Below are 22,134 nucleotides of genomic sequence, written 5' to 3'. Positions count from 1 at the left end.
AACCTTAAAATCATTCTTAACAAGTGCCTCATTAAAAATAATCTTTAGTGGAGCAGTTAGATAACAAGCGAGAATTACAAAATTAATAGAGGCAATTTCTTCTGAGAATAAAAAAGGAATAACATGGTCTACTAATGATACAAACGATGAACTTGTAATTTCTGATTATAACCTAATTATAGAAGAAAGAACTATTTTGAGTTTTGAAAAATTAGTATTCAAACTAGGAGCACATGATCTTCTTTCAGCTTCCTCAAGGCAACACTACTTTTTTAAAGAGTTTAGTCAATTGTATTGCTGATCCATGCCATAGCGTTGGTGAAATTTCCATACCTACCCATTATCAAAATCCAAAAATAATATTCATTAATCAGAATAGTTACATACCGGTTTAATCTACTTTATTTGAAATAATAACCTCCGACCTTGATCAATCAATCATTAAAAGTAATAAGCAATTATTAGAAGAAAAAATTAACACACTACTTATAAAATTAGATCTAGGTACATTAATTAAGCACTTAAGTGATAAAAATTATGATGTAATAAATGCACCAAGTGGCAGCAGTCAAAAGAAAAAAATTGGAATCATTAAAGCTATAATTTCAAACCCTAAAATATTAATTTTAGACGAGGTATTTGCTAATCTTGATAAAATATCTATAGAAAATGCATAACAAGCTTTAAAAGAATTTTTACCGGAAACTTTAATGCTTGTAGTGCATCATGATGGTAAATCTCATGACTATAATAATTTTTATGATCAGTATAAATCTTGAAGATTTGTATGCTGAAATAAAATTATTAGGAACCCTATATACTTGACTACTTTTCATTTATCATGAGTATATACTAAATCTAGATGTTCAATTATGGGAGTTTTTTAAGATTTCTTTATAGATTTCAAGGTTTTTTCTTAGCATCAGATTAAGAGAGAAATTATTAATTACCGTATGCCTTGCCGCTTCTTGGATTTTCTTAGCAAGATCAGTACCTAAAATCGAGAAACAATAATCGATTTTCTGTGCTAACGCTTCGGCATTATTTGGTTCTACATGGAAACCGGTTATATTATTATTTATTGTCTCTACTGCCCCACCGATATTAGTTGCAATAACAAGCTTCTTCATCGCCTGCCCTTCTATAATAGTACGCCCGAAAGCTTCAGGCTCGATTGAGGCAGAAATGATAATATCGGAAATCCCATATAGGTTTATTATATCCGAATCATTACCAAAAATTTGAATTTTATTTTGAAGTTTTAAATTAGCTATAAGCTCTTTTACTCTATTAGTAAAATTGGGATGTCTAGATATATCACCGACCATTAAACAATAAAAGTCTCTATGTTTTAATTTACTTAATGCTTCTACTAGAACAAGATGTCCTTTCCAACTTGTCATTCTAGAAGGCATTAATATTATCGGCACGTTACTCGGTACATCATATTTCTCACAACATTTTTCAAGTTTTTCCGGCGTTAAATTTGCGGGATCGAAATAATCACAATTCACTCCACGCTCAATTACTACTATTTTATCTTCATCAATTTTATAGTTTTCGAGCAAGTGTTGTTTTACAAAATTAGACACGGCAACAACTTTCTTGCCTTTTAGCATTATGCTATTATAATATTTTTTAAAACTATTCGGGATATTATAAACCCCATGAAAGGTAGTCAAAAATTTAGCATTTGTCCATTTTGTTGCTAGATATGAACTCCATGCCGGTGCTCTTGATCTTGTATGAACTATATCAACATTATATTTTTTGATTATTTCTGCTATCAATTTTGCATTATTCAGAATTACAAAAGGATTTTTACTGTTACTATTCATTTCAATATGCAATATATCTTCCTTATCTAACTCTTTAACTAGAGTACCGCCTACTGAAATTATGATAGGAGTATGACCGAGAATTTTAAGATATTTTGCAACTTCTATAGTACCTCTTTCAACCCCTCCCGAAACTAGAGCAGGCACTACTTGCAAAATAGTATATTTATTGTATCGTTTACTTGACTTTAATGAAGGCATTAAATCTCAATCTATTAAAATAATTATTTAAAATGCACAAACTTTATAATAAAACACAAGACAAATTTATTGTCTATGATAATTATAGAATAATTAATACAAATATTCCATCTGTAATTTTTTTACACGGCTTGATGTCTAGTATGCAATCAACTAAGGCTATCTATTTAATAGATTATTGTAAAAAAAACAATTATAATTTTATTGTTTTTGATAATTTCGGCCATGGAAACGCATCAGGACAATTTAAGGATCAAACAATTAGTGATTGGTTAGAAGGAGTATCACTAATTTTAGATAAATTAATTAATACGGAGGCGATATTAGTAGGTTCGAGCATAGGAGGATGGCTAGCACTTCTTGCGGCTTTAAGATTTCCTGATAAAATAAAGGGACTTGTGTGTGTAGCCCCTGCTCCAGATTGTACTGAAAATATTTGGCAAAATATATCTCTAAATGATCAAAATAAGATGCAAAAAGAGGGAATACTAGAAGTAAGCGGTAAAAATTGTGAGCATAAATATCCTATAAGCTATAAACTGATAGAAGATGCAAAAAAACATTTATTATTGACAAAAAAACAGATTGATATAAATATACCGGTACATCTCATTCATGGGATGTTAGATGAAGACGTGCCTTATAATGTTTCAGTAAAATTATTAGAAAAAATAACGAGCAAACAAATAGTAATGAAGCTAATTAAAGACGGTCACCATAATTTATCTAGAGAAGAAGATTTAAAGGTAATGACAAATTCCTTAGAAGAAGTAATTAGACTCTTAAGTAAGATTAAATAAACAATAACTATGTATAGCAACATAAATAAAGTTCATGATTTTAAAGAAGTTATAGAAGCGGTAAAACAAGCCGATAATACTAGCTTGGTGCTTTTTGATGTAGATGAAGTAATTGTAATGGATAGTGATGAATCTAGGTTAACACATGATTATAGAAAAGAATTAATGAAGAACATTGAAAAAAGACTTACTAGAAAAGAATGTGAATTGTTACTTAGTATTGTTCTTAAAGATAGGAAAGCTAGATTTGTTAACCCAGATATCTTAACGATATTTGCTCTACTTACAGAAAAAAATGTACCGGCAATGGGTCTTACTAAACTTCCTACCGGTAAATTCGGCGTAATTGAAGATATGATCGAATGGAGAATTCGTGAACTCACTGAATTAAAGGTAAATTTTCAAGAATTTTCACCTTTAGAAGATGAGATAATAATAGAAGATTTTAATGCCGGTTACGGTAAACCTACATTAAAAGACGGAATAATTTACACTGCGGAATATGATAAAGGAAGCATGCTTGAGTATGTATTACGAAAAACAAGTTATTATCCACAATCAATAATATTTATCGATGATATAGAAGAAAATTTATTATCATTACAAGAAATTTGTAAGAAACTAAAAATTAACTATCAAGGATTTGAGTTTACCGGTTCTGCTATCGTTCCTGAACCTGTTCTTGATGCACAATTAGAAAAAATTAGATTTGAAATTCTAGAAAAAGAATATAAATGGTTAACGGATGAGGACCTGAAAAAGCATACTTTGTCATCTAGTAGCTTGTCCACATTATCCAGCTAAAAATGTCACAACAACATACACTTTTAGTTGCTTTTCCTACATGGACAAACTACTAGATGACACCTATGCACCTTAGAGTATAATATATGATGTCTGCAAAACTTATTGTTCTTTTTACCTTACTTATCTCGTTTTCTACTATGGCAAGTAAAAAGGAAGAAGAAAAAATTACAGCAGTAAAAGCAACTAAAGTACAAATTGCTGAGCTTTACGACATATTTAATATTGTAGGGCAATGCCAGAATGATAATAGTCGTGATTATTATGCCAATGCCACCGGAGTAGTTGAACAAGTCTCAGCACATCAAGGAGAAATAGTAAAAAAAGGGGATATATTGCTAGTTATAGATAAAAACATAGCAGAAACCACTAAATCTAGAGCAGCAGCGTTATTAAATACAAAACAAGAAGATTATAATAGAAAAGAAGCTTTATTCGCTAAAAAATTTGTAAGCAAAGAGGAATATAACAGGTCAAAAAGCGAACTTGAAGATGCAAAATTTAATTATTCCAAAGCTCTAAAAACATATAATGATATGATAATTACTGCACCCTACTCTGGTAAAATAGGCGTAATTAAGTCTATGGTCGGCGATGAAGTAAAAATAGGTGACTATCTTTTTAGCATTACCGGAACAGAAAATTCACAAGGTATTTTTATTGAATTGCCGGAGTCTTTAAGCGGAAAAGTTGGCGTCGATACTGAAGTTTTAATTGCAGGAAAAATTAAAAGTACAATCGGGGCAGTATCGCATTACTTATCAGATAATGGTACTTTAACAGCTAAAATTATTTTACCTATGGGTACAAAAATCCTGCATAATAGCTTTGTAGATGTTACGCTTATAATTAACCCTCATAAAAACCTAACCGTTCCTGAAAGTTGTATTCAACGAAATAATCAAGGTACTTTTATTTATAAAATAGAAGGTTATACGATAAAACAATTATATGTAAAAATCGGTACACGTACAGAAGGTCTAATTGAAATTATCTCTGACGATATTAAAGCAGGTGACTTAGTCGTTACCGAAGGTATGACTAAAATTGGTGATGGCTCAAAAGTTAAGATACTTGAGGAATAGTTATTTATATATGCTTTTTAAGCCATCTCTGTATTCTAGAGATTGTTGCACGTATTCCTTCTTGCCTTATAGAAGTAATAGTTAATAAAATCAAAATTTTTGTCACAAAGCAATAGGTTCGTATTTTTTGAATTACATAATTATTTTTGAAAAAAGAAATATTACTTTTTTTATAGTCTTTATTTTTATTTTCTAGTAATCTTAATTGTGTAACAGCTGCTAATAACAAATTAATAGTAAACGGACTAAATTTACTTAAATAAGAATCATTAAGAACATAAGAAGTAATATTTATTAAACCTACTGAATATTTATTTGGGTCCATAAACGTATTAGTACCACCGCTAATTCGTACTTTAGACAATTCTTTGTCTATACCGCCTATTGAGTTTTTACTAGCAATAGATATCCATGAACAACAATCTTCACCGCTTCTTATATTTTCAGGAAATAAATTTGCTTGAAATAATGTCAAAGTTCCCATAACTGTCGGCATTGCTATTGGACAAGTTTGTATGACTTGAGGAAAAACATTGCCACTAAAAAGCCCGGAATGAACAGATTCGATATATTTTCCTTTTTCATTTATTTTTTGATATGAAGTATGAGAAAATATAAAATTATTTTCTTCCATAAACTTTAATTGGATTTCTATTTTATCCTTATAAAATAAATCGTCCGAATCAAGGAAAGCAATATATTTTCCTATAGCATTTTTAATACCTAAGTTACGTGCAGCAGCAGGTCCTTCATTTTTTTTATGAAAATATTTTATTCTTTTATCTTTTTTGCATATTGCAGTTAATTCTGATATATCATCAGTCGACCCATCATCTATTATAAGTATCTCAAAATTTTTGTGTGTTTGAATAAGTACACTTTCTATAGCTTCAATTGCCCAATTTATTCTATTATATACCGGTATAATAACACTAACTTTAGTATCATTTAGTACTTGTTTAGCCATAGTATTTGCTAAATCACAGGCTTTTTTATACGGAGTATTATTGGATAAAAAAGTAGCTGTACGAGTTAAAAATAAATAAGGAGAACCTTCCATTTTGATCATTTCTTCTTCTGTTAACTCGTGAAGAAACGATGACCATAATACATTACATTCTTCGTTATGATTTGATATTTTTTTACTACCTTGCTCTGAATGAAAACGAGATTTAATTAGGATAGATTCGTCAAAATGAATAGGGGCAACACGGAAAATTTTAAACCATAAATCATAATCTTGCGTTGTCGGTAAAGCCTCATTAAATATACCGACTTCATGAAAATATTTAGCAGGCATCAATAACGAACAACCATGTATTAATCCTCGTAATAAAGGTAATAAAGAAATATTAAGTTTATTTATAGGTAGCACACTATCCGGTTTAATATAACGTAGAGAGTTGCCTTTTTCATCGATTAATTCATAACCACCGTAAATGATAGTATCTTTATTATCTAATTTATTTAATATGTCAACTTGATGCTCGATTTTATTAGGATAATATATATCATCATGGCTAAGCCACGAAAAATATTCCCCTTGCATGTTTTTTATACCGTAATTTAAGGCCGAACCGCAACCTCCGTTTTCTTTATGAAAATAGCGTATTTTATCACCATATGATAATGCTACACGTTCTGTCTCTCCATTATCTTTTGAACCATCATTAACAACAATAATTTCAATATTTTTGTAAGTTTGTGCTAAAGCACTATTTATAGCTTCTTTCATATAATTAGCCCCATTATAGACAGGTATAATAATGGAAACTAAAGTATGATAAATATTTAGAGGTTTATCTTTTCTAGTTGTCATAACTTTTAAAAATAATTTATAAAATGTTAGTTTTATTGTTTAAATTTTCTATAGAGCTTTAGAAAAATAGATTTTTCTTCTTCACTAATAATTAGTTTATTTTTAAATTTTTATTTCTTCTAAAGCATTATTTAGCTCTGTTACAGTATTATTTAATTTAGTGTTTCTCTTCGCTATGTTTAAATGCATCTCTAGTTTGCAGCAATTGTTTTAATATATCTTGGGATTGCAAACCTAGCTTTTCTAAAAATTCCAGAGTCCAAGCTGAGATTGGATAGTGAAATAATTGTTTTATAGGCTTTAAATCTGAGTTACTATATATACAGATTATAGAATTAGGAGGATTTTTTCAGAATGCGTGTCGTTAGTTACACCATCTACTCCTTCATAGAAAAATTCTTTGTTCGGATATGATTCAAAGTCTTTTTCAGTAATTCAATTAACTAAATGATGTATATTCCCTTCCGGTTCATTAAAAGGTACATTTACTATTAATCGTTTTTTATATTTAAGATTAAGTGCTAGATTTAACCCATCTTCAATATGCTCAAGTGCATGTCGTGATACAATATAATCACATTCTTCTACCTTTTTAATAAAACTAACTAAATCAGCTTTAATATATTATATATTAGATGTTCCACAATTTTGTTCAGCATAAATTATAGATTCTTTACTGATATCTATTGCTGTAATTTCTACTCCTAATATATCGGCTAAGCATGAAAGTTCCGTGTCCCGTTCCACAACCTATATCTAAAATTTTTATTTTTTGATTTAGCATTAATGGGCTATTAAGTATATCGGCTTCTATAATTTTTTTAAAAATCTTATAGCTACTTTTATGACGCATTACCTTTAAAACATCATAAGTTGCCCCAAGAATTAATCTTTCTCCATCATTATAAATTTCTTCTAACATAAATTATTTAAACTATTATAATTTTAATAAATATTCGGCGATAAATGCAGCAGGGTTTTCTACAGGATCAAGCATCTTTTTAAATTGATTTCTGCCACTACTATTTTCATAATAAGGTAAATAATGATTTTGCTTAATAAATTCTATATAGTTAATAATATCTTGCGGCTCATAAGCAAAATACATATATTTTTTTAATTCTTTAGATAGAGCATTGCTATTAAATTCATTATTCCAACCATTACTTAAGTAAATTATAGGCTTATCGGCAACTACTACTTCAGCAAGAGATGAAGTACCGTCACTTATTACAATATCTGACACCATTATATCATCCAGTAACGACCTGAATGCATGTGCAGAAACAGTAACATTCTTTAAAGAGTTAAATCTACTTAATATATTATCCATATCACTTTGGCTTAAATAATTTTTACCGACTGCATAGGTAAATAGTGTAACATGCGGTCTTATAATCAAATGCATATTAGGATGTTGTAATGCATAATTATAGAAAAAATAGTGATAATTTAAGAAAGTAGAACCTCCTTCATATAAATCTCTATTTTTAAATGATAATTCCCATCTAGGAAGCCATAAAATGGTTTCCGAGCTTGGTTTTTCTTTAATATTATAATTTCTTACTTCATAGTATGGTTGATAACCTGAAACAATAACTCTATCCTTAGGAAATTTATAATTACTAATAAAGATATCCTTTGTACTTTCTGAATCAACAAATACCGTCTCTATGCAACTTGATAACTTATCATCATCAATATTTTTTTGATGAAAGATATGCGGACCATAGACTATATACATAATTTTTGTTTTAGTTCCTCTAAAGCTCTTATACAAATTAGCAGCCGTAAAAGGTTCTGATATATAGCCTTGAAAATTTTCGTAAGGATTTTGCGTAAAGATAAAATCCGGCTGATAATTTTTTAGTTCAGAAATTTCACATTTTGTATTAACATTTGAATAAGAAGCATACTTACCGCATGGATATATCACATCTTGTGCATCAAATTTACTAATAAACCCGGTATCTATTCCTCCTTGAATATTGGGATGAGGATGAGGTACTATTACAATTTTGACATCATGACCTATTTTTTTCATCTCATTATACATTGCGTATACACCTTTGCCGCCGAATGTCTCTGTACTAACAAGGAAAACTATTTTTTTATAAGAATTTTCTTTGGAATAGCAAAAAGAAGATATAAGAGTTATTAGTAAAAAAACACTTAAAAATAAAGTGTTAAGTTTTATTAATTTAAAAAATTTCATGTTTTTGATATGATAATAATGAATAGGATTACTTTTTAAACCATACTGTATGGTTAACATAATCCACATAACTTAAAACTATACGTAATATTTTCTTTGATACAAGTCCTGCTTCTGCATAATCCGGCACGATCTCTTGCAAGCGTTTATTATTCTCGTGTTCTTCCGTAATAGCTTTCACCGATTGTAGTACCCGTTTAGCCTTAAAACCCGACATAATAAGCGTTCCGGCATCCATACCTTCAGGACGTTCATGTGCTTCTCGAATATTTAAAGCAGGTAAATTAAGGATAGATGCCTCTTCAGTGATAGTACCGCTATCGGATAAAATACAAAATGCATTCATCTGAAGTTTGACGTAGTCCGTAAACCCGAAGGCTGGCAAAAATCTTATTTTATCGCCAAGTTCTTTAAACTCCTCTAAATCCTCAAGCCTTTTTTTAGTCCTTGGGTGTGTTGAGAAGATTACAGGAAAATTATACTCTTTAATAAGCGTTTGTAAACTACTTAATAATTCTTTCAGGTTATTTTTGACATCAACATTTTCCTCACGATGTGAGCTAATTAAGAAATATTGCTTTGTGGTAAGTGACAATTTATCTAAAATATCAGACTTTAATATTTTAGACATAAAGCGATCAAGGACCTCAGGCATATGCGAACCTGATTTAAAAATAAGCTCAGGCGGTAAACCTTCAAAAATTAAATAACGTCTTGCATGCTCGGTTAACGTAATGTTAACGTCACTAATATGATCAATGATTTTACGGTTTATTTCTTCAGGTACACGCTGATCAAAACAACGATTTCCCGCTTCCATATGAAAAATCGGAATTTTACGGCGTTTAGCGGCAATTGCCGATAAACATGAATTAGTATCACCATAAAATAGAACGGCGTCGGGCTTTTCTTTCTCAAGTACTGCATCAACTTTTTCGATAATAAGCCCGATAGATTTTGCCGTATTATCTGCTGCTACTTCTAAGAAATAATCGGGTTTTCTAATTCCCATATCATCAAAAAAAACCTGATGTAATTCATATGCATAATTTTGACCGGTGTGAACTAGGATGTGATGAGTATATTTATCAAACTCAGAAATCACGCAGCATAGTTTAATAAGTTCAGGACGAGTACCAACAATCGTCATTACCTTAAGCATTTTTTAGCTCCTCTTGTACGTAATCAAGAGTCAGTAATAACTCTTTTACTTCTTCTAAATTTAAACGTTTTGTATTATGGGAAGTGTAATCCTCTAAAAGTGCTACTTTCTTTTCACCTTCAACAAAATATTTTGCATAATTAAGATCGCGCCCGTCCATAGGAATACGGTAATAATCCCTTAAATCATCAGCTTTTGCCATTTCTTCTGATGATACTAATGATTCGTAATGTTTTTCGCCGTGACGTGTACCGATAAAACGTATTTCATTTTTACTATCGAATATATCTTGTAACGCTTTTGCGAGTACTGCAATTGTGCTTGCCGGAGATTTTTGTACGAAAATATCACCCTGATGACCATGCTCAAACGCATATAAAACTAAATCCACCGAATCTACAAGCGACATTAAAAAACGTGTCATTGACGGTTCTGTAATGGTTAATTCCTTACCTTGTTTTATTTGATTGATAAAAAGAGGAATGACCGAACCTCTAGAAGCCATAACGTTACCGTATCTAGTAACGCACAGCACAGTCTCACCTGGAGAACGCATACGTGCTTTTGCTATTGCTAACTTTTCCATTAATGCTTTAGATAATCCCATTGCATTAATTGGATATACAGCCTTATCGGTACTCAGTACAATAACTTTTGTAACTTTGTTATTAATAGCAGCACTTAAAACATTTTCAGCACCTAAGACGTTAGTATTTATTGCTTCCATAGGATAAAATTCACAAGTCGGAACCTGCTTTAAAGCAGCGGCATGGAATACATAATCTACACCATGCATTGCCTCATCAATACTTTTATAATTGCGTACGTCCCCGATATAGAATTTAAGTTTCGGATTATTTAAAGCAATACGCATATCCTCTTGCTTTTTTTCATCTCTACTGAAAATACGAATTTCCTTAATATCGTTAATAATACCGGATTTAAAAAAACGAGAAAGCACTGCATTACCAAACGAACCGGTGCCTCCTGTAATCATTAAAGTTTTATCTACAAACATTATATATAAATACCTATTTTGTTATTATTCATTCTGTCATTGTGTCAATCGAGAAACACTCTAAGGTAGTCATCCTGTGGCTTGTCCACAGGGTCCAGTTATAAAAAATACAAACATAAAAAGCTCGATTTATCTCACTTTATGCTGGATTCCGTGTACAAGCCTATATTCGCAATGACAATTTACTTAAACTCACACATACGCTTTACAAGCTCACGCCATTCAGGAGGCGTATATCCCGTCACCTCATTAAAACGAGTGCTATCTAGTGAGCGATCTACTACAAGCTCATCTGATGAAATAATATCGATGTTTTTATTATATATTTCTGCTACCAATTTTAACAATTCTAACTTATTAATCGGTTTTGAGGCAACATGATAAAGCCCGCGCAACTCTTTATTAGGTAACACAAAATCCCTTATTATTCTTGCAAGCTCTACTGTCGGGAATCCTGAATAAATAGCTTTCTCAAACCCTTTCACTGAACCTTCTGCACTTAAAAACCAATTGATTAAGCTTCTATTGCCTGCTAGCTCATGACCTATAATGGAAGTACGCAATGTGATAGCATGCGGATAATCTACCTCACCAAGAAATTTTGAACGACCGTAAAGGTCATAACAGTCAGAAAAATCGCTTTCCTTATAATTACCTTTTTTTCCTGAAAACACACAATCAGTACTAATATGGATTAACCTTGAATTAGCTAGTTTACATAAATTAGCTAGCCTATGAGGCAGCAAACTATTTATCGGTAATGCTTTTAACGGATCATTAGCATCTGCCAATTGTTTTACAAGCCCTATACAATTTATTACTATATCGGGTTTTGTTTGATTAAATACCTCAACTAACGCATCATGGTTCTCAACATCTACATTTGTAATTAATTTATCGGATAAATCCTTAGAAAAGTAAGAACGAGCTGAATTATTTCGGGCTGTCGCAAAAATGTCAAATTTTTTATCACTACTTAAAAACCTGAATATGCTATTACCCAGCATACCGGTAACACCTAAAATTAATATTTTCATAGTATATTTTATTTATTTTTACCGAATCGGTTCTATCATAAATAATATATCTTTACAATAGTGTTTTGAGTGCGTAACAATATTGAGTTATAAATAATTAACTTGCCATAGAAAAGGTTCTTATTCTATCTTCTGTAATTTTCCAACCTTCATCTTCTGCAAGCTCTAAATCATATTGGTCTTGCATATTCCCAACGAGGATTAATATTAAAATACTTACCCAAACGAAGGATTGTATCAGCGGCAATTAAACGATGATGCTTAATTCTATTATTGATCCTAGTAACGGGTACATCAATATCACGAGCAAGTTTGCTTTGACTAATCCCCATAGGTTCCATAAATTCTACTAGTAAAATTTGTCCCAGTGAAATAGGAGGTAATTTATTCTTGGCTTTGTTGCATGGACCGTTTTATGTCATTCCCGCGTAGGCGGGCACCCAGTAAAACCTATAAAAACTTGTTTTTATAGGTTTATTTTGTCAAATATGCCACTTCTATATCAATATTAAAGTTATTTTGCTGGATCCCCGCTTTCGCGGGGATGACATTGAGTAGGTTTTTCGATCCATACAACAACTCCTCAATTCTTTCCTAATTAAATATTTTTTATAGAATCAAGCACGGTTTCAAGAATCATACTAGCAGCTACTGCATCATCGTTATTATTACGGTCTTTTCTTTTCACTCCAAACGATTTAAGCAAATTATTTGCAGCTTTGGTAGTTAATCTTTCATCTTGTAAATATATAGGCAAATTTATAGATTTTGCTAGCTCTTCAGCAAATTTCATCACTATATTTGTTTGCTCCGTTACTGCTCCGCTCATATCAATCGGTAGACCTATTATAACACCGCAAACTTTATATTTCTCGATGATATTAAGCAAGGAAGTAATAACAATTTTTTTATTTATCTCGGTTATAGTATTTAAGGGCATAGCAATACTAAGTTCTTGATTAGATAATGCGATTCCTAATTTTTTGCTTCCGTAATCAATAGCGATAAGCGGAGCATTTGGTATTAAAAGCCGATAAAATTCTTGAAGATTTTTTATGATCATGATAGTTATAAAAATTACTTTATTAATTATTATTTATGCTAAAAACTATTCAGAAACATTTAGATACGAAATTAATTAAATTATCGGCGATTTTAGCCTTTATTTATTGTTTATTATTTAATACCGCAATATTGATTTATAAATTTGATTATTATAAAGCAACAATCTTTAGAGGGATATTAGAGTTATCAAAAGATTTTTGCTATATTTATATATTTTCTTTTATAGCATTTTTCAGTCTTAGCGTACATAGATTAGTGTTAAAAATCGGCGTGGGGTTTTTATTTATAACATCCGCTATTGCTAGTTATTACATTTATTTCTTCAAAATCAATCCTACTAAACAAGTAATAGGTAGTTTTTTCTCAACGGATTTAAACGAAGTTTATGAATTAACCAGCATTAAGTTAATAATATGGATAATTTTTTGCCTTTTTACCTGTTTTTATACTCTCAAATCTTTTGCCGCCGAAAATTCTAAATCATTCGTAACAAAACTATTATCTACCGCTTGCTTACTTATTTTTGTATATAACATTATTACGCCTTCATTTAAGATACTAAAAAATTATTTTCCCATTCAGTATTTACATAATAGCTACCTTAATTTTGCCGGAAATTTCGGTAAAAAAAATTATGCATGTATAGATATTAGCAAACAATATAACTTTATAGATAAGTCAGATAAAGATATTATCGGTGTTTTAGTTATAGGAGAATCAGCAAGATTTGATCATTTCGGTATTAACGGTTATGAAAGAGATACGACTCCTTACTTAAAGACTATTCAAAACCTAATTTCTTTCAAAGCTAAATCTTCTTCTAACCTTACCTATCTTTCCGTACCGTCGTTACTTTCACGTTATCCTGCAAGTCAAATTGAAAATAGTAGACAAGAGAACAGCTTTTTATCAATTTTAACAAATCTTGGCTTTAATACTACCTGGATCGGTACTCAAACTTTAATGAGGAGTTTTGCAAATTTTGACCTCAGTAATATATATAATGACGTTAATTTTACTATAGTACCGGGCGGCTCTGCCCTATTTTCTTTAAATGATCATGATGAAAAAATATTGCCTTTTATAAAAGAAATACTCACAAACTCAGAGAAACAATTTTTAGTAGTTCACACTTCCGGCAGCCATTGGAACTATAATGCGAGATATCCAAAAGAGTTTGAGTATTTTACCCCTACCTGTCCTATTAAGGTTAAGGGAGATGCAAGTGATTGCGATAAGCTTGCTTTAGTTAACAGTTATGATAACTCTATTTTATATACCGATTTTTTTTTATATAATTTAATAGATTTGCTTAAAGATAAAAATGCATTTTTATTATATGTATCTGATCACGGCGAGTCCCTCGGAGAAAATGGTTATTACGGTCACGGCGGTCCACTACTTGCAGAACAAATAACCGTACCTCTTATAGTTTGGGTATCAGATGATTTTCAAGCCAAATATCCTAAATCAGTATCTTCAATTAAAAATTATGCTAATACCGAAATTAGCCATGATTATGTATTTCATTCAATCCTTAACTGTTTAAATATAGAGTCCGACATAATAGATAAAGACTTAAGTATATGTAAATCTAGTTAAAAATTATTGAATTATTAAAAAATTTATATATAAATTAAGAACCCAATAATTATATGGTTTATTATTATGTCTGATATACCTAAACTAGACGACTATTATTATAGATTTTTACAAAGTATTTTACTTAAAACACTAGAACAAAATAAAGCTGCTGAAACGTATTTATTGCAGAAAGATTTTAATAGCGCTTTAAATGAGATACAAAATGTAAATGAACAACTTGAAGAATATTCAAGCATTCTTTCTTTACTCAAACTAATTAAAACCCATTTTAATGATAAAAAAAATTAAGTACCGTTTAACTTAAATCCTTTTTTTATAATTAAAAATAATATAGAGTGGAAATAAAAAAAGGTATTGAATTATGGAATATGCATTATTAATTTTCAGTATTATAGCGATTTTAGTTATAATACAAATGGTTAAAGTTGTACCGCAACAACAAGCATGGGTAGTAGAAAAACTTGGAAAATTCGATAAGGTACTGCAGCCTGGCTTAAATTTACTCATCCCTGTTATTCAGAGAGTAGCATACAAACATACTTTAAAAGAAGAAGCAATAGACGTTACCGCTCAAACAGCTATTTCAAACGATAACGTAACATTATCTATAGACGGTGTTTTATATGTTAAGATCATTGATCCAATGGCAGCATCTTATGGTGTTAATAATCCTTACTATGCCATAACACAGCTTGCCCAAACTACTATGCGTTCGGAAATCGGTAAACTCCCTTTAGATAGAACTTTTGAAGAGCGCGAAACTTTAAACGTAGCAATTGTAGCAGCTATTAATCAGGCTGCTATAAATTGGGGCATACAATGTATGCGTTATGAAATTAAAGATATTCAACCTCCGCAAACTATACTTAAAGCTATGGAATTGCAGGTAGCGGCAGAACGTCAAAAAAGAGCTCAAATTCTAGAGTCGGAAGGTAATAGACAAGCAAAAATTAATCATGCAGAAGGTGAAAAAGCACAAATCGTCCTGAATTCAGAAGCTTCTTATACAGATCAAGTTAACAGGGCAAAAGGTGAAGCTGAAGCAATAGGCTTAGTCGCTACCGCTACGGCAAATAGTATTGAGATTGTTGCAACTGCCGTACAAAAAACGGGAGGAAGTGATGCAGTAGCTCTTAAAATAGCCGAGCAATATATTAGTGCGTTCGGTAATTTGGCTAAAGATACCAACACCGTAATTTTACCTGCAAATCTTTCAGAACCGAGTAGTTTTATAACCGAAGCATTAACTATATTTAACCAATTAAAAGCTTCTTCTTCGGGAACAAAAATAGATAAGTAGCAATTTATAACGATTTATTATTGTAATAATAATTAGTTTTATATATCATATCAGATTATTAATTAATAAAAGGTTATGAATATGTCAGTATTTGTCGGCAAAACTGCTCCCGATTTTACAGCTAAAGCTATTATGCCTAATAATAATATAGACGATAAGTTTAAACTTAGCAATTATGCTGCAGGGGATAATATAGTATTATTTTTTTATCCCCTAGATTTTACTTTTGTTTGTCCATCGGAAATTATAGCATTTCACAATAAGCTTGGTGAATTTACCGAAAGACGTACTAAAGTAGTAGCTGTTAGTGTTGATTCTCATTTTAGCCATTTAGCTTGGAAAAATACTCCGCATAATAAAGGCGGGCTTGGACAAGTACAATTTCCAATGGTTTCCGATATAAAAAAGGATATTTCTTCAAAATATAATGTACTTAATGAAGACGGTGTTGCTTTGCGTGGAACTTTTTTAATCGATAAGGATTTCATAGTACGTCACATGCTAGTTAACGACTTACCTATCGGTCGTGATATTAATTATACATTAAAAGTAATCGATGCTTTAACTCATCATCAAAAACACGGCGAAGTTTGTCCTGCCGGCTGGCATAAAGGTGAGGAAGCAATTACCCCATCACATGAAGGTATAGCACATTATTTAAGCTCACATGCAGAGAAGCTGTAATATATTACTACTGTGTTATTAAAGTGGAAAACTGTCCTACCGTGGCTTGTCTAGTGTTGTTGCATGGTTCGATGTCATATCCCGCGAAAGCGGGAATCCAGCAAAAAATAACCTTAAGATTGATAAACAATTACATATTTAACAAAATAAACATATAAAAACACAAATTTTTATATGCTTGACTGGATTCCCGCCTAGGCAGGAATGACATACAGCACTAACGCAATATCAAATAACCCTAAATAATGTTGAAAGAATTATTTTCTGCTCCTAAAATATCTTATAATATTGAAACAATTAATATTTTACGTCTTATTAGGAGTGAAATATCGGTCCTAAAATTTTCTTTAGTTTAATTAAATTATTTGGTGATGTAGCAACTGCCACAAATAACGTTCCGGATTTTTCATTGCGAGGCGGAAAGTCAAAACCAATTAAATTTTTCAGTAAAAGCGATGCTGAAAAAGAGTTAGAGCTTCTCGAAAAAGACAATGCTAAGATCATCACATATAAATCTACGGAATATCAAAATTATTACTTGAAATTTATGATCCACTGCTAATATTAAGCTATAATAATATAGAGTTATTAAATCATACTATATAAATGTGTTGCAATAGTAGGTACAAAAACGCTGCTGCAAACGGAAGAAGCTTTGCGCATAAAATTGCAAATGATTTAGTAAAAGAAGGTTATATAACCGTTTCAGGGTTAGCACGAGGAATAGATAGCAGCGTACATCAAGCTGCAATTTCTCAAACTATCGGAGTTATTGCAGGCGGTATTGATCATATATATCCACCGGAAAATAAAAAACTATTTGAAAATTTAGCAGAAGAAGGTTTAATATTATGAGTTACCTATCGGCTTTACCCCGCTTGGAAAACATTTTCCACAGCGTAACAGGATAATATCGGGACTAGCCTTAGGAGTAGTGGTAGTAGAAGCAAGCTTAAAATCCGGTTCATTAATAACTGCAAAATTTGCACTTGAACAAAATAGGGAAATATTTGCCGTTCCCGGCTTTCCTTTAGATCCAAAATGTCAAGGTACAAATAAATTGATTAGAGAGGGAGCATATTTAGTGGAATCAGTAGACGATATTGTAGCTAATTTACCGCAATATGAAGAATTTATGAAAAAAAATGATGGATTATTTAAGGATTTTGTTGAGCTAGGCACAGTAAATACGAGATATGTTAAAGAACCGTTACAAAAAGAGCGTACTGCTTGCTATATTGGAATTATTATCGGTAGTACCCATAATAGACTTGGAATATTTACAAAAAGAAATAGAATTACCGCTTCCTATCATATATACGGTAATATTAGAATTAGACTTCGCCGGGACAGTAATGCGTCACGCCGGTAATAAAATATCATTAGTTTATAATAAGTAGATGAAATTAGTAATAGTAGAATCGCCGGCAAAGGCAAAAACGATAAATAAATATTTAGGTGATGAGTTTAAGGTCATTGCATCATTCGGTCATATTAGAGATTTACCTTCTAAAAAAGGCTCGGTGTTACCTGATGAAAATTTTGCAATGAAATATGATATTTCCGATAAAGCCGGTAAATATGTAGATGCCATAGTTAAAGATGCTAAAAAAGCTGACGCAGTATATCTTGCAACCGATCCTGATCGTGAGGGTGAATCTATCTCATGGCATGTTGCAGAGGTAATAAAAGAAAAGAATCAAGTTAAATCCGATGATTTTTTCAAAAGGATAGCCTTTAACGAAATCACTAAAAAAGCAATTATTCATGCCGTTGAAAACCCTAGGAAACTTGACACTAACTTAGTAAATGCCCAACAAGCAAGAAGAGCTTTAGACTATTTAGTCGGCTTTACCCTTTCACCTCTTTTATGGCGTAAGTTACCGGGATGTAAATCGGCAGGACGTGTACAGTCCGTGGCTCTGCGATTAATATGTGAGCGAGAAGATGAAATAGAACGTTTTAAGTCAGAAGAATATTGGGATATTAGCCTTAAAATGCAAAATAGTAATAACGAACTATTTACTGCTAAATTGACTCACGTAAACGATCAGAAGTTAGAAAAATTCTCAATTATTAACGAAAAAAACGCCAAAGATTTAACCAAAAAATTAAAATCTCAAAAATTTCATGTTGATAAGATAGAAAAAAAACAACAAAAACGTCAACCACAACCTCCTTTTATTACTTCATCACTACAACAAGAAGCAGCAAGAAAATTAGGTTTTAGTGCTAAAAAGACTATGCAAATAGCACAAAAACTTTATGAGGGTGTTGATATAGGTAAGGAAACTATAGGGCTTATTACTTATATGAGAACCGACGGCGTTACATTATCAAATGATGCAATAGCAGATATACGTAAGTTAATCGATAAAAGTTACGGCGATAAATATTTACCAACTAGCCCTAGAATTTATAAATCCAAAGTAAAAAATGCTCAAGAAGCTCATGAAGCAATAAGACCCACAAATATTACTTATACTCCTGATAGCTTAAAAGAAAAGCTAGACAAGGATTATTATAAGCTTTATGAGTTGATTTGGAAAAGAACTATAGCCTGCCAAATGGAAAATGTTATAATGGATTTGGTAGTTGCAAATTTAGCTTCGGAAAATAAAGAATATTTGGCAAAAGCAAACGGATCGACTATAGCCTTTGACGGATTTTATAAGGTTTATCGTGAAAGTATAGACGATGAAGCTGAAGAAGAAAATAAAATGCTGCCGCCTTTAAAAGAACAAGAGCCGCTGAAAACTAAAGAAGTTATTCCAAATCAACATTTTACCGAACCGCCTCCAAGATATTCAGAAGCAAGTTTAGTGAAAAAACTTGAAGAGCTTGGGATCGGTCGTCCTTCGACCTATGCTAGTATTTTATCGGTTTTACAAGATCGAAAATATGTTGCTCTTGAGAAAAAACGATTTATACCTGAAGAGCTTGGACGTTTGGTAACGGTATTTTTAGTCGGTTTCTTCAAAAAATACGTTGAATATGATTTTACTGCAGGACTTGAAAACGAATTAGACGCAATAGCAGCCGGCAAACTTGAATGGAAAGCTGCTTTAAATAATTTTTGGAGCGGTTTTAACCATAATATTGAATCAGTAAACGAACAGAAAATAACCGAGATTATTAGCTATGTACAAAAAGCCCTTGATTATCACCTGTTCGGTGAGAATAAAGAATCTAAAATTTGTCCTTCATGTAACACGGGCGAGCTTAGCTTAAAGCTTGGTAAGTTCGGAGCGTTTTTAGCATGTAGTAATTACCCTGAATGTACTTTTAGAAAATCTATTGTTAGCGGTAACGATAACAACGAGAATGAAGGCGAGCCTGCCACTATGCCTAATGAGAATAAAGTTTTAGGTACGGATAAAGACGGAGTAGAAATATATCTGAAAAAAGGACCTTACGGACCTTATATTCAACTTGGCAAACAAGAAGGCAAAGTAAAACCGAAACGTAGCCCCGTGCCTGCTAGTTTGAACCAAAATGATATTACACTTGATATAGCATTAAAGCTTCTAAGCTTACCGCTAAAAATAGGTATTCATAAAGATAGCGACGAGGAAATTATGATAGGATACGGTAAATTCGGTCCTTACATAAAATATATGGATCAATTTATTTCAGTGCAAAAAAAATATGATTTTCTAAATTTAAGCTTAGATGATGCGATGAAGCTAATTGAAGAGAATAAAGCGAAATTAGAGAAGAAACAGGCGTAAATGGTTTAGTGTCACCCCGTGACTTGATCACGGGGTCTCAGGACACAGGCTGTGATACAAGATCCCGTGGTCAAGCCACGGGATGACAATTAATAAAATTACTTATTTATGACAAAAGTTATAACACGATTTGCTCCGTCACCGACCGGTATGTTACATGTCGGGAATATCAGGGCAGCATTGCTTAACTGGCTATATGCAAAGAAGCATAACGGACAGTTTATTTTAAGATTTGACGATACGGATTTAGAGCGTAGTAAACAGGAATATAAAGACGCTATCGAGGAAGATCTAAAATTTTTAAATATTAATTGGGATCAGACATTTAATCAATTAAGTCGTTTAAGTAGATATGATGCAATCAAAAATCTATTACTAGACAAAAAAAGATTATATGCCTGCTATGAGACTCCTGAAGAGCTAGAATTAAAGCGTAAATTTCAATTATCTAAAGGTTTACCACCGATTTATGATCGAGCTAGCTTAAATCTAACTGAAGAGCAAGCAAAGAAATATATAGAACAAGGAAGAAAACCGCATTATAGATTTTTGGTAAATCATGAACCGATTAGCTGGCATGATATGATCAAAGGCGAAGTTAAATATGACGGCAAGGCTTTAAGCGACCCAATAGTGATAAGAGCAGACGGTAGTATGACCTATATGTTATGCTCAGTTATTGATGATATTGATTATGATATTACTCATATTATTAGGGGTGAAGATCACGTTAGCAATACCGCCATTCAAATGCAAATGTTTGAGGCTTTAAATACTACTCCTCCGACTTTTGGGCATTTAAGTTTAATAATCAATAAAGATGAGAAAATTTCTAAAAGAGTTGGAGGGTTTGAGATCGCAACTCTTAGAAAAGAAATCGGAATCGAAGCTATGGCAATCGCTAGCTTTTTTAGTTTACTTGGTTCATCAGCACAAATCTTGCCTTATAAATCAATGGAGAAGCTAGCAAATCAATTTGAGATAAGTAGTTTCTCTAAAAGTCCAACTATCTATCAGCCGGAAGATTTAGAAAGATTAAATCATAAATTACTTATAAGTTTAGATTTTGATACAGTAAAAGAACGCCTTAAAGAAATAGATGCCGAGTATATTGATGAAAATTTTTGGTTATCGGTAAGCCCTAACTTGCAACAATTACGTGATGTAAAAGATTGGTGGGAAATTTGCCATCAAACTCCGAATGTAGAAAATCTAAATTTAGATAAGGAATATTTAAAGCAAGCAGCAGAATTATTACCGAAAGGTGAAATCACTAAAGATAGCTGGAGCATTTGGACTAAAGAAATAACAAATAGAACAGGCAGGAAAGGTAAGGAGTTATTTTTACCTCTTCGCCTTGCTTTAACCGCCAGAGAATCAGGACCGGAAATCGCAAGCGTTTTACCTTTGATTGATAGAGAAGAGATAATAAAGCGTTTAACTAGTGCGTAACTCTCTATGTCATTCCCGCGAAAGCGGGGATCCAGTAAAAATAATCTTATTGGTACAAAAATTGTATATTTGGTAAAATAAACATATAAAAACAAGTTTTTATATGTTTTACTAGATTCCTGCTTTCGCGGGAATGACATAGAAACCATGCAACTCCTCACAATGACAATTGAGTATGACAACATTTTAATTATAATACTCTATCATGTGAGTATTAATAGCACCGGCAAGCTTTGCGGTATCACCGTAAATATTATCGGTAATAAGAGAAACTATACCTGCTGTTCCTGCTACTAAACCTTCCCACAGTTTCATACG

Annotated in this window: 22 protein-coding genes and 1 pseudogene; 12 read left to right on the top strand and 11 right to left on the bottom strand. The window is 31.8% G+C overall.

The genetic code is table 11. The annotated features are described in order from the left end of the window. Positions 1-866: 866 nt before the first annotated feature. Entirely contained in the window at positions 867-2,039 is a 1,173-nt protein-coding gene (locus RAF_RS02395; RefSeq protein ID WP_012719600.1) for a glycosyltransferase family 4 protein, read from the bottom strand. A gap of 32 nt (positions 2,040-2,071) precedes the next feature. On the opposite strand from RAF_RS02395, the gene RAF_RS02390 reads away from it, so the two are divergent. The 3 genes from RAF_RS02390 (at position 2,072) to RAF_RS02380 (ending at position 4,728) form a co-directional block, all read left to right on the top strand. After that, the gene (locus RAF_RS02390; protein ID WP_012719599.1) at positions 2,072-2,839 is read left to right on the top strand and encodes an alpha/beta hydrolase; all 768 of its coding nucleotides are present in this window, start codon (positions 2,072-2,074) and stop codon (positions 2,837-2,839) included. 9 nt (positions 2,840-2,848) lie between these two features. Continuing rightward, the gene (locus tag RAF_RS02385) at positions 2,849-3,643 is read left to right on the top strand and encodes a DUF2608 domain-containing protein (protein ID WP_012719598.1); all 795 of its coding nucleotides are present in this window, start codon (positions 2,849-2,851) and stop codon (positions 3,641-3,643) included. 86 nt (positions 3,644-3,729) lie between these two features. Continuing rightward, the gene (locus RAF_RS02380; protein WP_012719597.1) at positions 3,730-4,728 is read left to right on the top strand and encodes an efflux RND transporter periplasmic adaptor subunit; all 999 of its coding nucleotides are present in this window, start codon (positions 3,730-3,732) and stop codon (positions 4,726-4,728) included. A 4-nt stretch (positions 4,729-4,732) separates the two neighbouring features. Here RAF_RS02380 and RAF_RS02375 read toward each other — a convergent pair whose 3' ends face one another. The 9 genes and pseudogenes from RAF_RS02375 to ruvX form a co-directional block, all read right to left on the bottom strand. Continuing rightward, positions 4,733-6,547, bottom strand: a complete 1,815-nt coding sequence (locus RAF_RS02375; RefSeq protein WP_012719596.1) for a glycosyltransferase family 2 protein — start codon at positions 6,545-6,547, stop codon at positions 4,733-4,735. 435 nt (positions 6,548-6,982) lie between these two features. After that, a pseudogene (locus RAF_RS08560) lies at positions 6,983-7,469 on the bottom strand (class I SAM-dependent methyltransferase). Positions 7,470-7,484: 15 nt separating this feature from the next. Then, complete coding sequence (locus tag RAF_RS02365) at positions 7,485-8,831, bottom strand: hypothetical protein (protein ID WP_012719594.1); 1,347 nt, start codon at positions 8,829-8,831, stop codon at positions 7,485-7,487. Then, positions 8,791-9,924 carry a non-hydrolyzing UDP-N-acetylglucosamine 2-epimerase gene (gene wecB / locus RAF_RS02360; RefSeq protein WP_012719593.1) on the bottom strand — a complete coding sequence of 378 codons (1,134 nt, stop codon included), beginning with the start codon at positions 9,922-9,924 and terminating at the stop codon, positions 8,791-8,793. The genes RAF_RS02365 and wecB overlap by 41 nt, the downstream gene beginning before the upstream one ends. Further along, on the bottom strand, positions 9,917-10,942 hold the full coding sequence (gene capD / locus RAF_RS02355) for a UDP-glucose 4-epimerase (protein ID WP_012719592.1): 1,026 nt from the start codon (positions 10,940-10,942) through the stop codon (positions 9,917-9,919). Before capD ends, wecB begins: the two co-directional genes overlap by 8 nt. Positions 10,943-11,124: 182 nt before the next feature. Then, a complete protein-coding gene (locus RAF_RS02350) occupies positions 11,125-11,979 on the bottom strand; it encodes a dTDP-4-dehydrorhamnose reductase family protein (protein WP_012719591.1) in 855 nt (284 codons plus the stop codon). Positions 11,980-12,076: 97 nt separating this feature from the next. Further along, positions 12,077-12,166, bottom strand: coding sequence for a hypothetical protein (locus RAF_RS09730; RefSeq protein WP_012150658.1), 90 nt, complete (start codon positions 12,164-12,166; stop codon positions 12,077-12,079). Beyond that, positions 12,150-12,311, bottom strand: a complete 162-nt coding sequence (locus RAF_RS09725) for a transcriptional regulator (protein ID WP_041472010.1) — start codon at positions 12,309-12,311, stop codon at positions 12,150-12,152. The genes RAF_RS09730 and RAF_RS09725 overlap by 17 nt, the downstream gene beginning before the upstream one ends. A gap of 266 nt (positions 12,312-12,577) precedes the next feature. Continuing rightward, on the bottom strand, positions 12,578-13,042 hold the full coding sequence (gene ruvX, locus RAF_RS02335; protein WP_012719589.1) for a Holliday junction resolvase RuvX: 465 nt from the start codon (positions 13,040-13,042) through the stop codon (positions 12,578-12,580). Positions 13,043-13,077: 35 nt separating this feature from the next. Between ruvX and RAF_RS02330 the strand changes: the two genes are divergently transcribed. The 9 genes from RAF_RS02330 to gltX all read left to right on the top strand — a co-directional run bounded on the left by RAF_RS02330 (position 13,078) and on the right by gltX (position 21,816). Then, complete coding sequence (locus RAF_RS02330) at positions 13,078-14,646, top strand: phosphoethanolamine transferase (RefSeq protein WP_012719588.1); 1,569 nt, start codon at positions 13,078-13,080, stop codon at positions 14,644-14,646. Between the two features lie 66 nt (positions 14,647-14,712). After that, positions 14,713-14,937 (top strand): hypothetical protein, encoded by a 225-nt coding sequence (locus RAF_RS02325; RefSeq protein ID WP_041471835.1) that lies wholly within the window; start codon positions 14,713-14,715, stop codon positions 14,935-14,937. A 73-nt stretch (positions 14,938-15,010) separates the two neighbouring features. Then, positions 15,011-15,949 carry an SPFH domain-containing protein gene (locus RAF_RS02320; RefSeq protein ID WP_004996064.1) on the top strand — a complete coding sequence of 313 codons (939 nt, stop codon included), beginning with the start codon at positions 15,011-15,013 and terminating at the stop codon, positions 15,947-15,949. An 81-nt stretch (positions 15,950-16,030) separates the two neighbouring features. Continuing rightward, the gene (locus RAF_RS02315; RefSeq protein ID WP_012150652.1) at positions 16,031-16,633 is read left to right on the top strand and encodes a peroxiredoxin; all 603 of its coding nucleotides are present in this window, start codon (positions 16,031-16,033) and stop codon (positions 16,631-16,633) included. Between the two features lie 328 nt (positions 16,634-16,961). Then, a complete protein-coding gene (locus RAF_RS10545) occupies positions 16,962-17,195 on the top strand; it encodes a DNA processing protein DprA (protein ID WP_327203438.1) in 234 nt (77 codons plus the stop codon). Positions 17,196-17,239: 44 nt separating this feature from the next. Continuing rightward, positions 17,240-17,488 carry a DNA-processing protein DprA gene (locus RAF_RS10325; protein ID WP_014410573.1) on the top strand — a complete coding sequence of 83 codons (249 nt, stop codon included), beginning with the start codon at positions 17,240-17,242 and terminating at the stop codon, positions 17,486-17,488. 7 nt (positions 17,489-17,495) lie between these two features. Next, the gene (locus RAF_RS10705) at positions 17,496-18,005 is read left to right on the top strand and encodes a DNA-processing protein DprA (protein WP_083762094.1); all 510 of its coding nucleotides are present in this window, start codon (positions 17,496-17,498) and stop codon (positions 18,003-18,005) included. A 28-nt stretch (positions 18,006-18,033) separates the two neighbouring features. Next, positions 18,034-20,364 carry a type I DNA topoisomerase gene (topA, locus tag RAF_RS02300; protein ID WP_012719587.1) on the top strand — a complete coding sequence of 777 codons (2,331 nt, stop codon included), beginning with the start codon at positions 18,034-18,036 and terminating at the stop codon, positions 20,362-20,364. A 108-nt stretch (positions 20,365-20,472) separates the two neighbouring features. After that, positions 20,473-21,816 carry a glutamate--tRNA ligase gene (gltX, locus tag RAF_RS02295; RefSeq protein WP_012719586.1) on the top strand — a complete coding sequence of 448 codons (1,344 nt, stop codon included), beginning with the start codon at positions 20,473-20,475 and terminating at the stop codon, positions 21,814-21,816. 186 nt (positions 21,817-22,002) lie between these two features. On the opposite strand, the gene RAF_RS10315 is transcribed toward gltX, so the two are convergent. Then, the gene (locus RAF_RS10315) at positions 22,003-22,131 is read right to left on the bottom strand and encodes a hypothetical protein (protein ID WP_268738934.1); all 129 of its coding nucleotides are present in this window, start codon (positions 22,129-22,131) and stop codon (positions 22,003-22,005) included. Positions 22,132-22,134: the final 3 nt, after the last annotated feature.

Source organism: Rickettsia africae ESF-5, from assembly GCF_000023005.1.
In the GTDB taxonomy this organism is placed as follows: Bacteria; Pseudomonadota; Alphaproteobacteria; order Rickettsiales; family Rickettsiaceae; genus Rickettsia; species Rickettsia rickettsii.
Note: the sequence above shows the minus strand (reverse complement) of the source record. Positions and strands in the feature narration are given on the sequence as shown.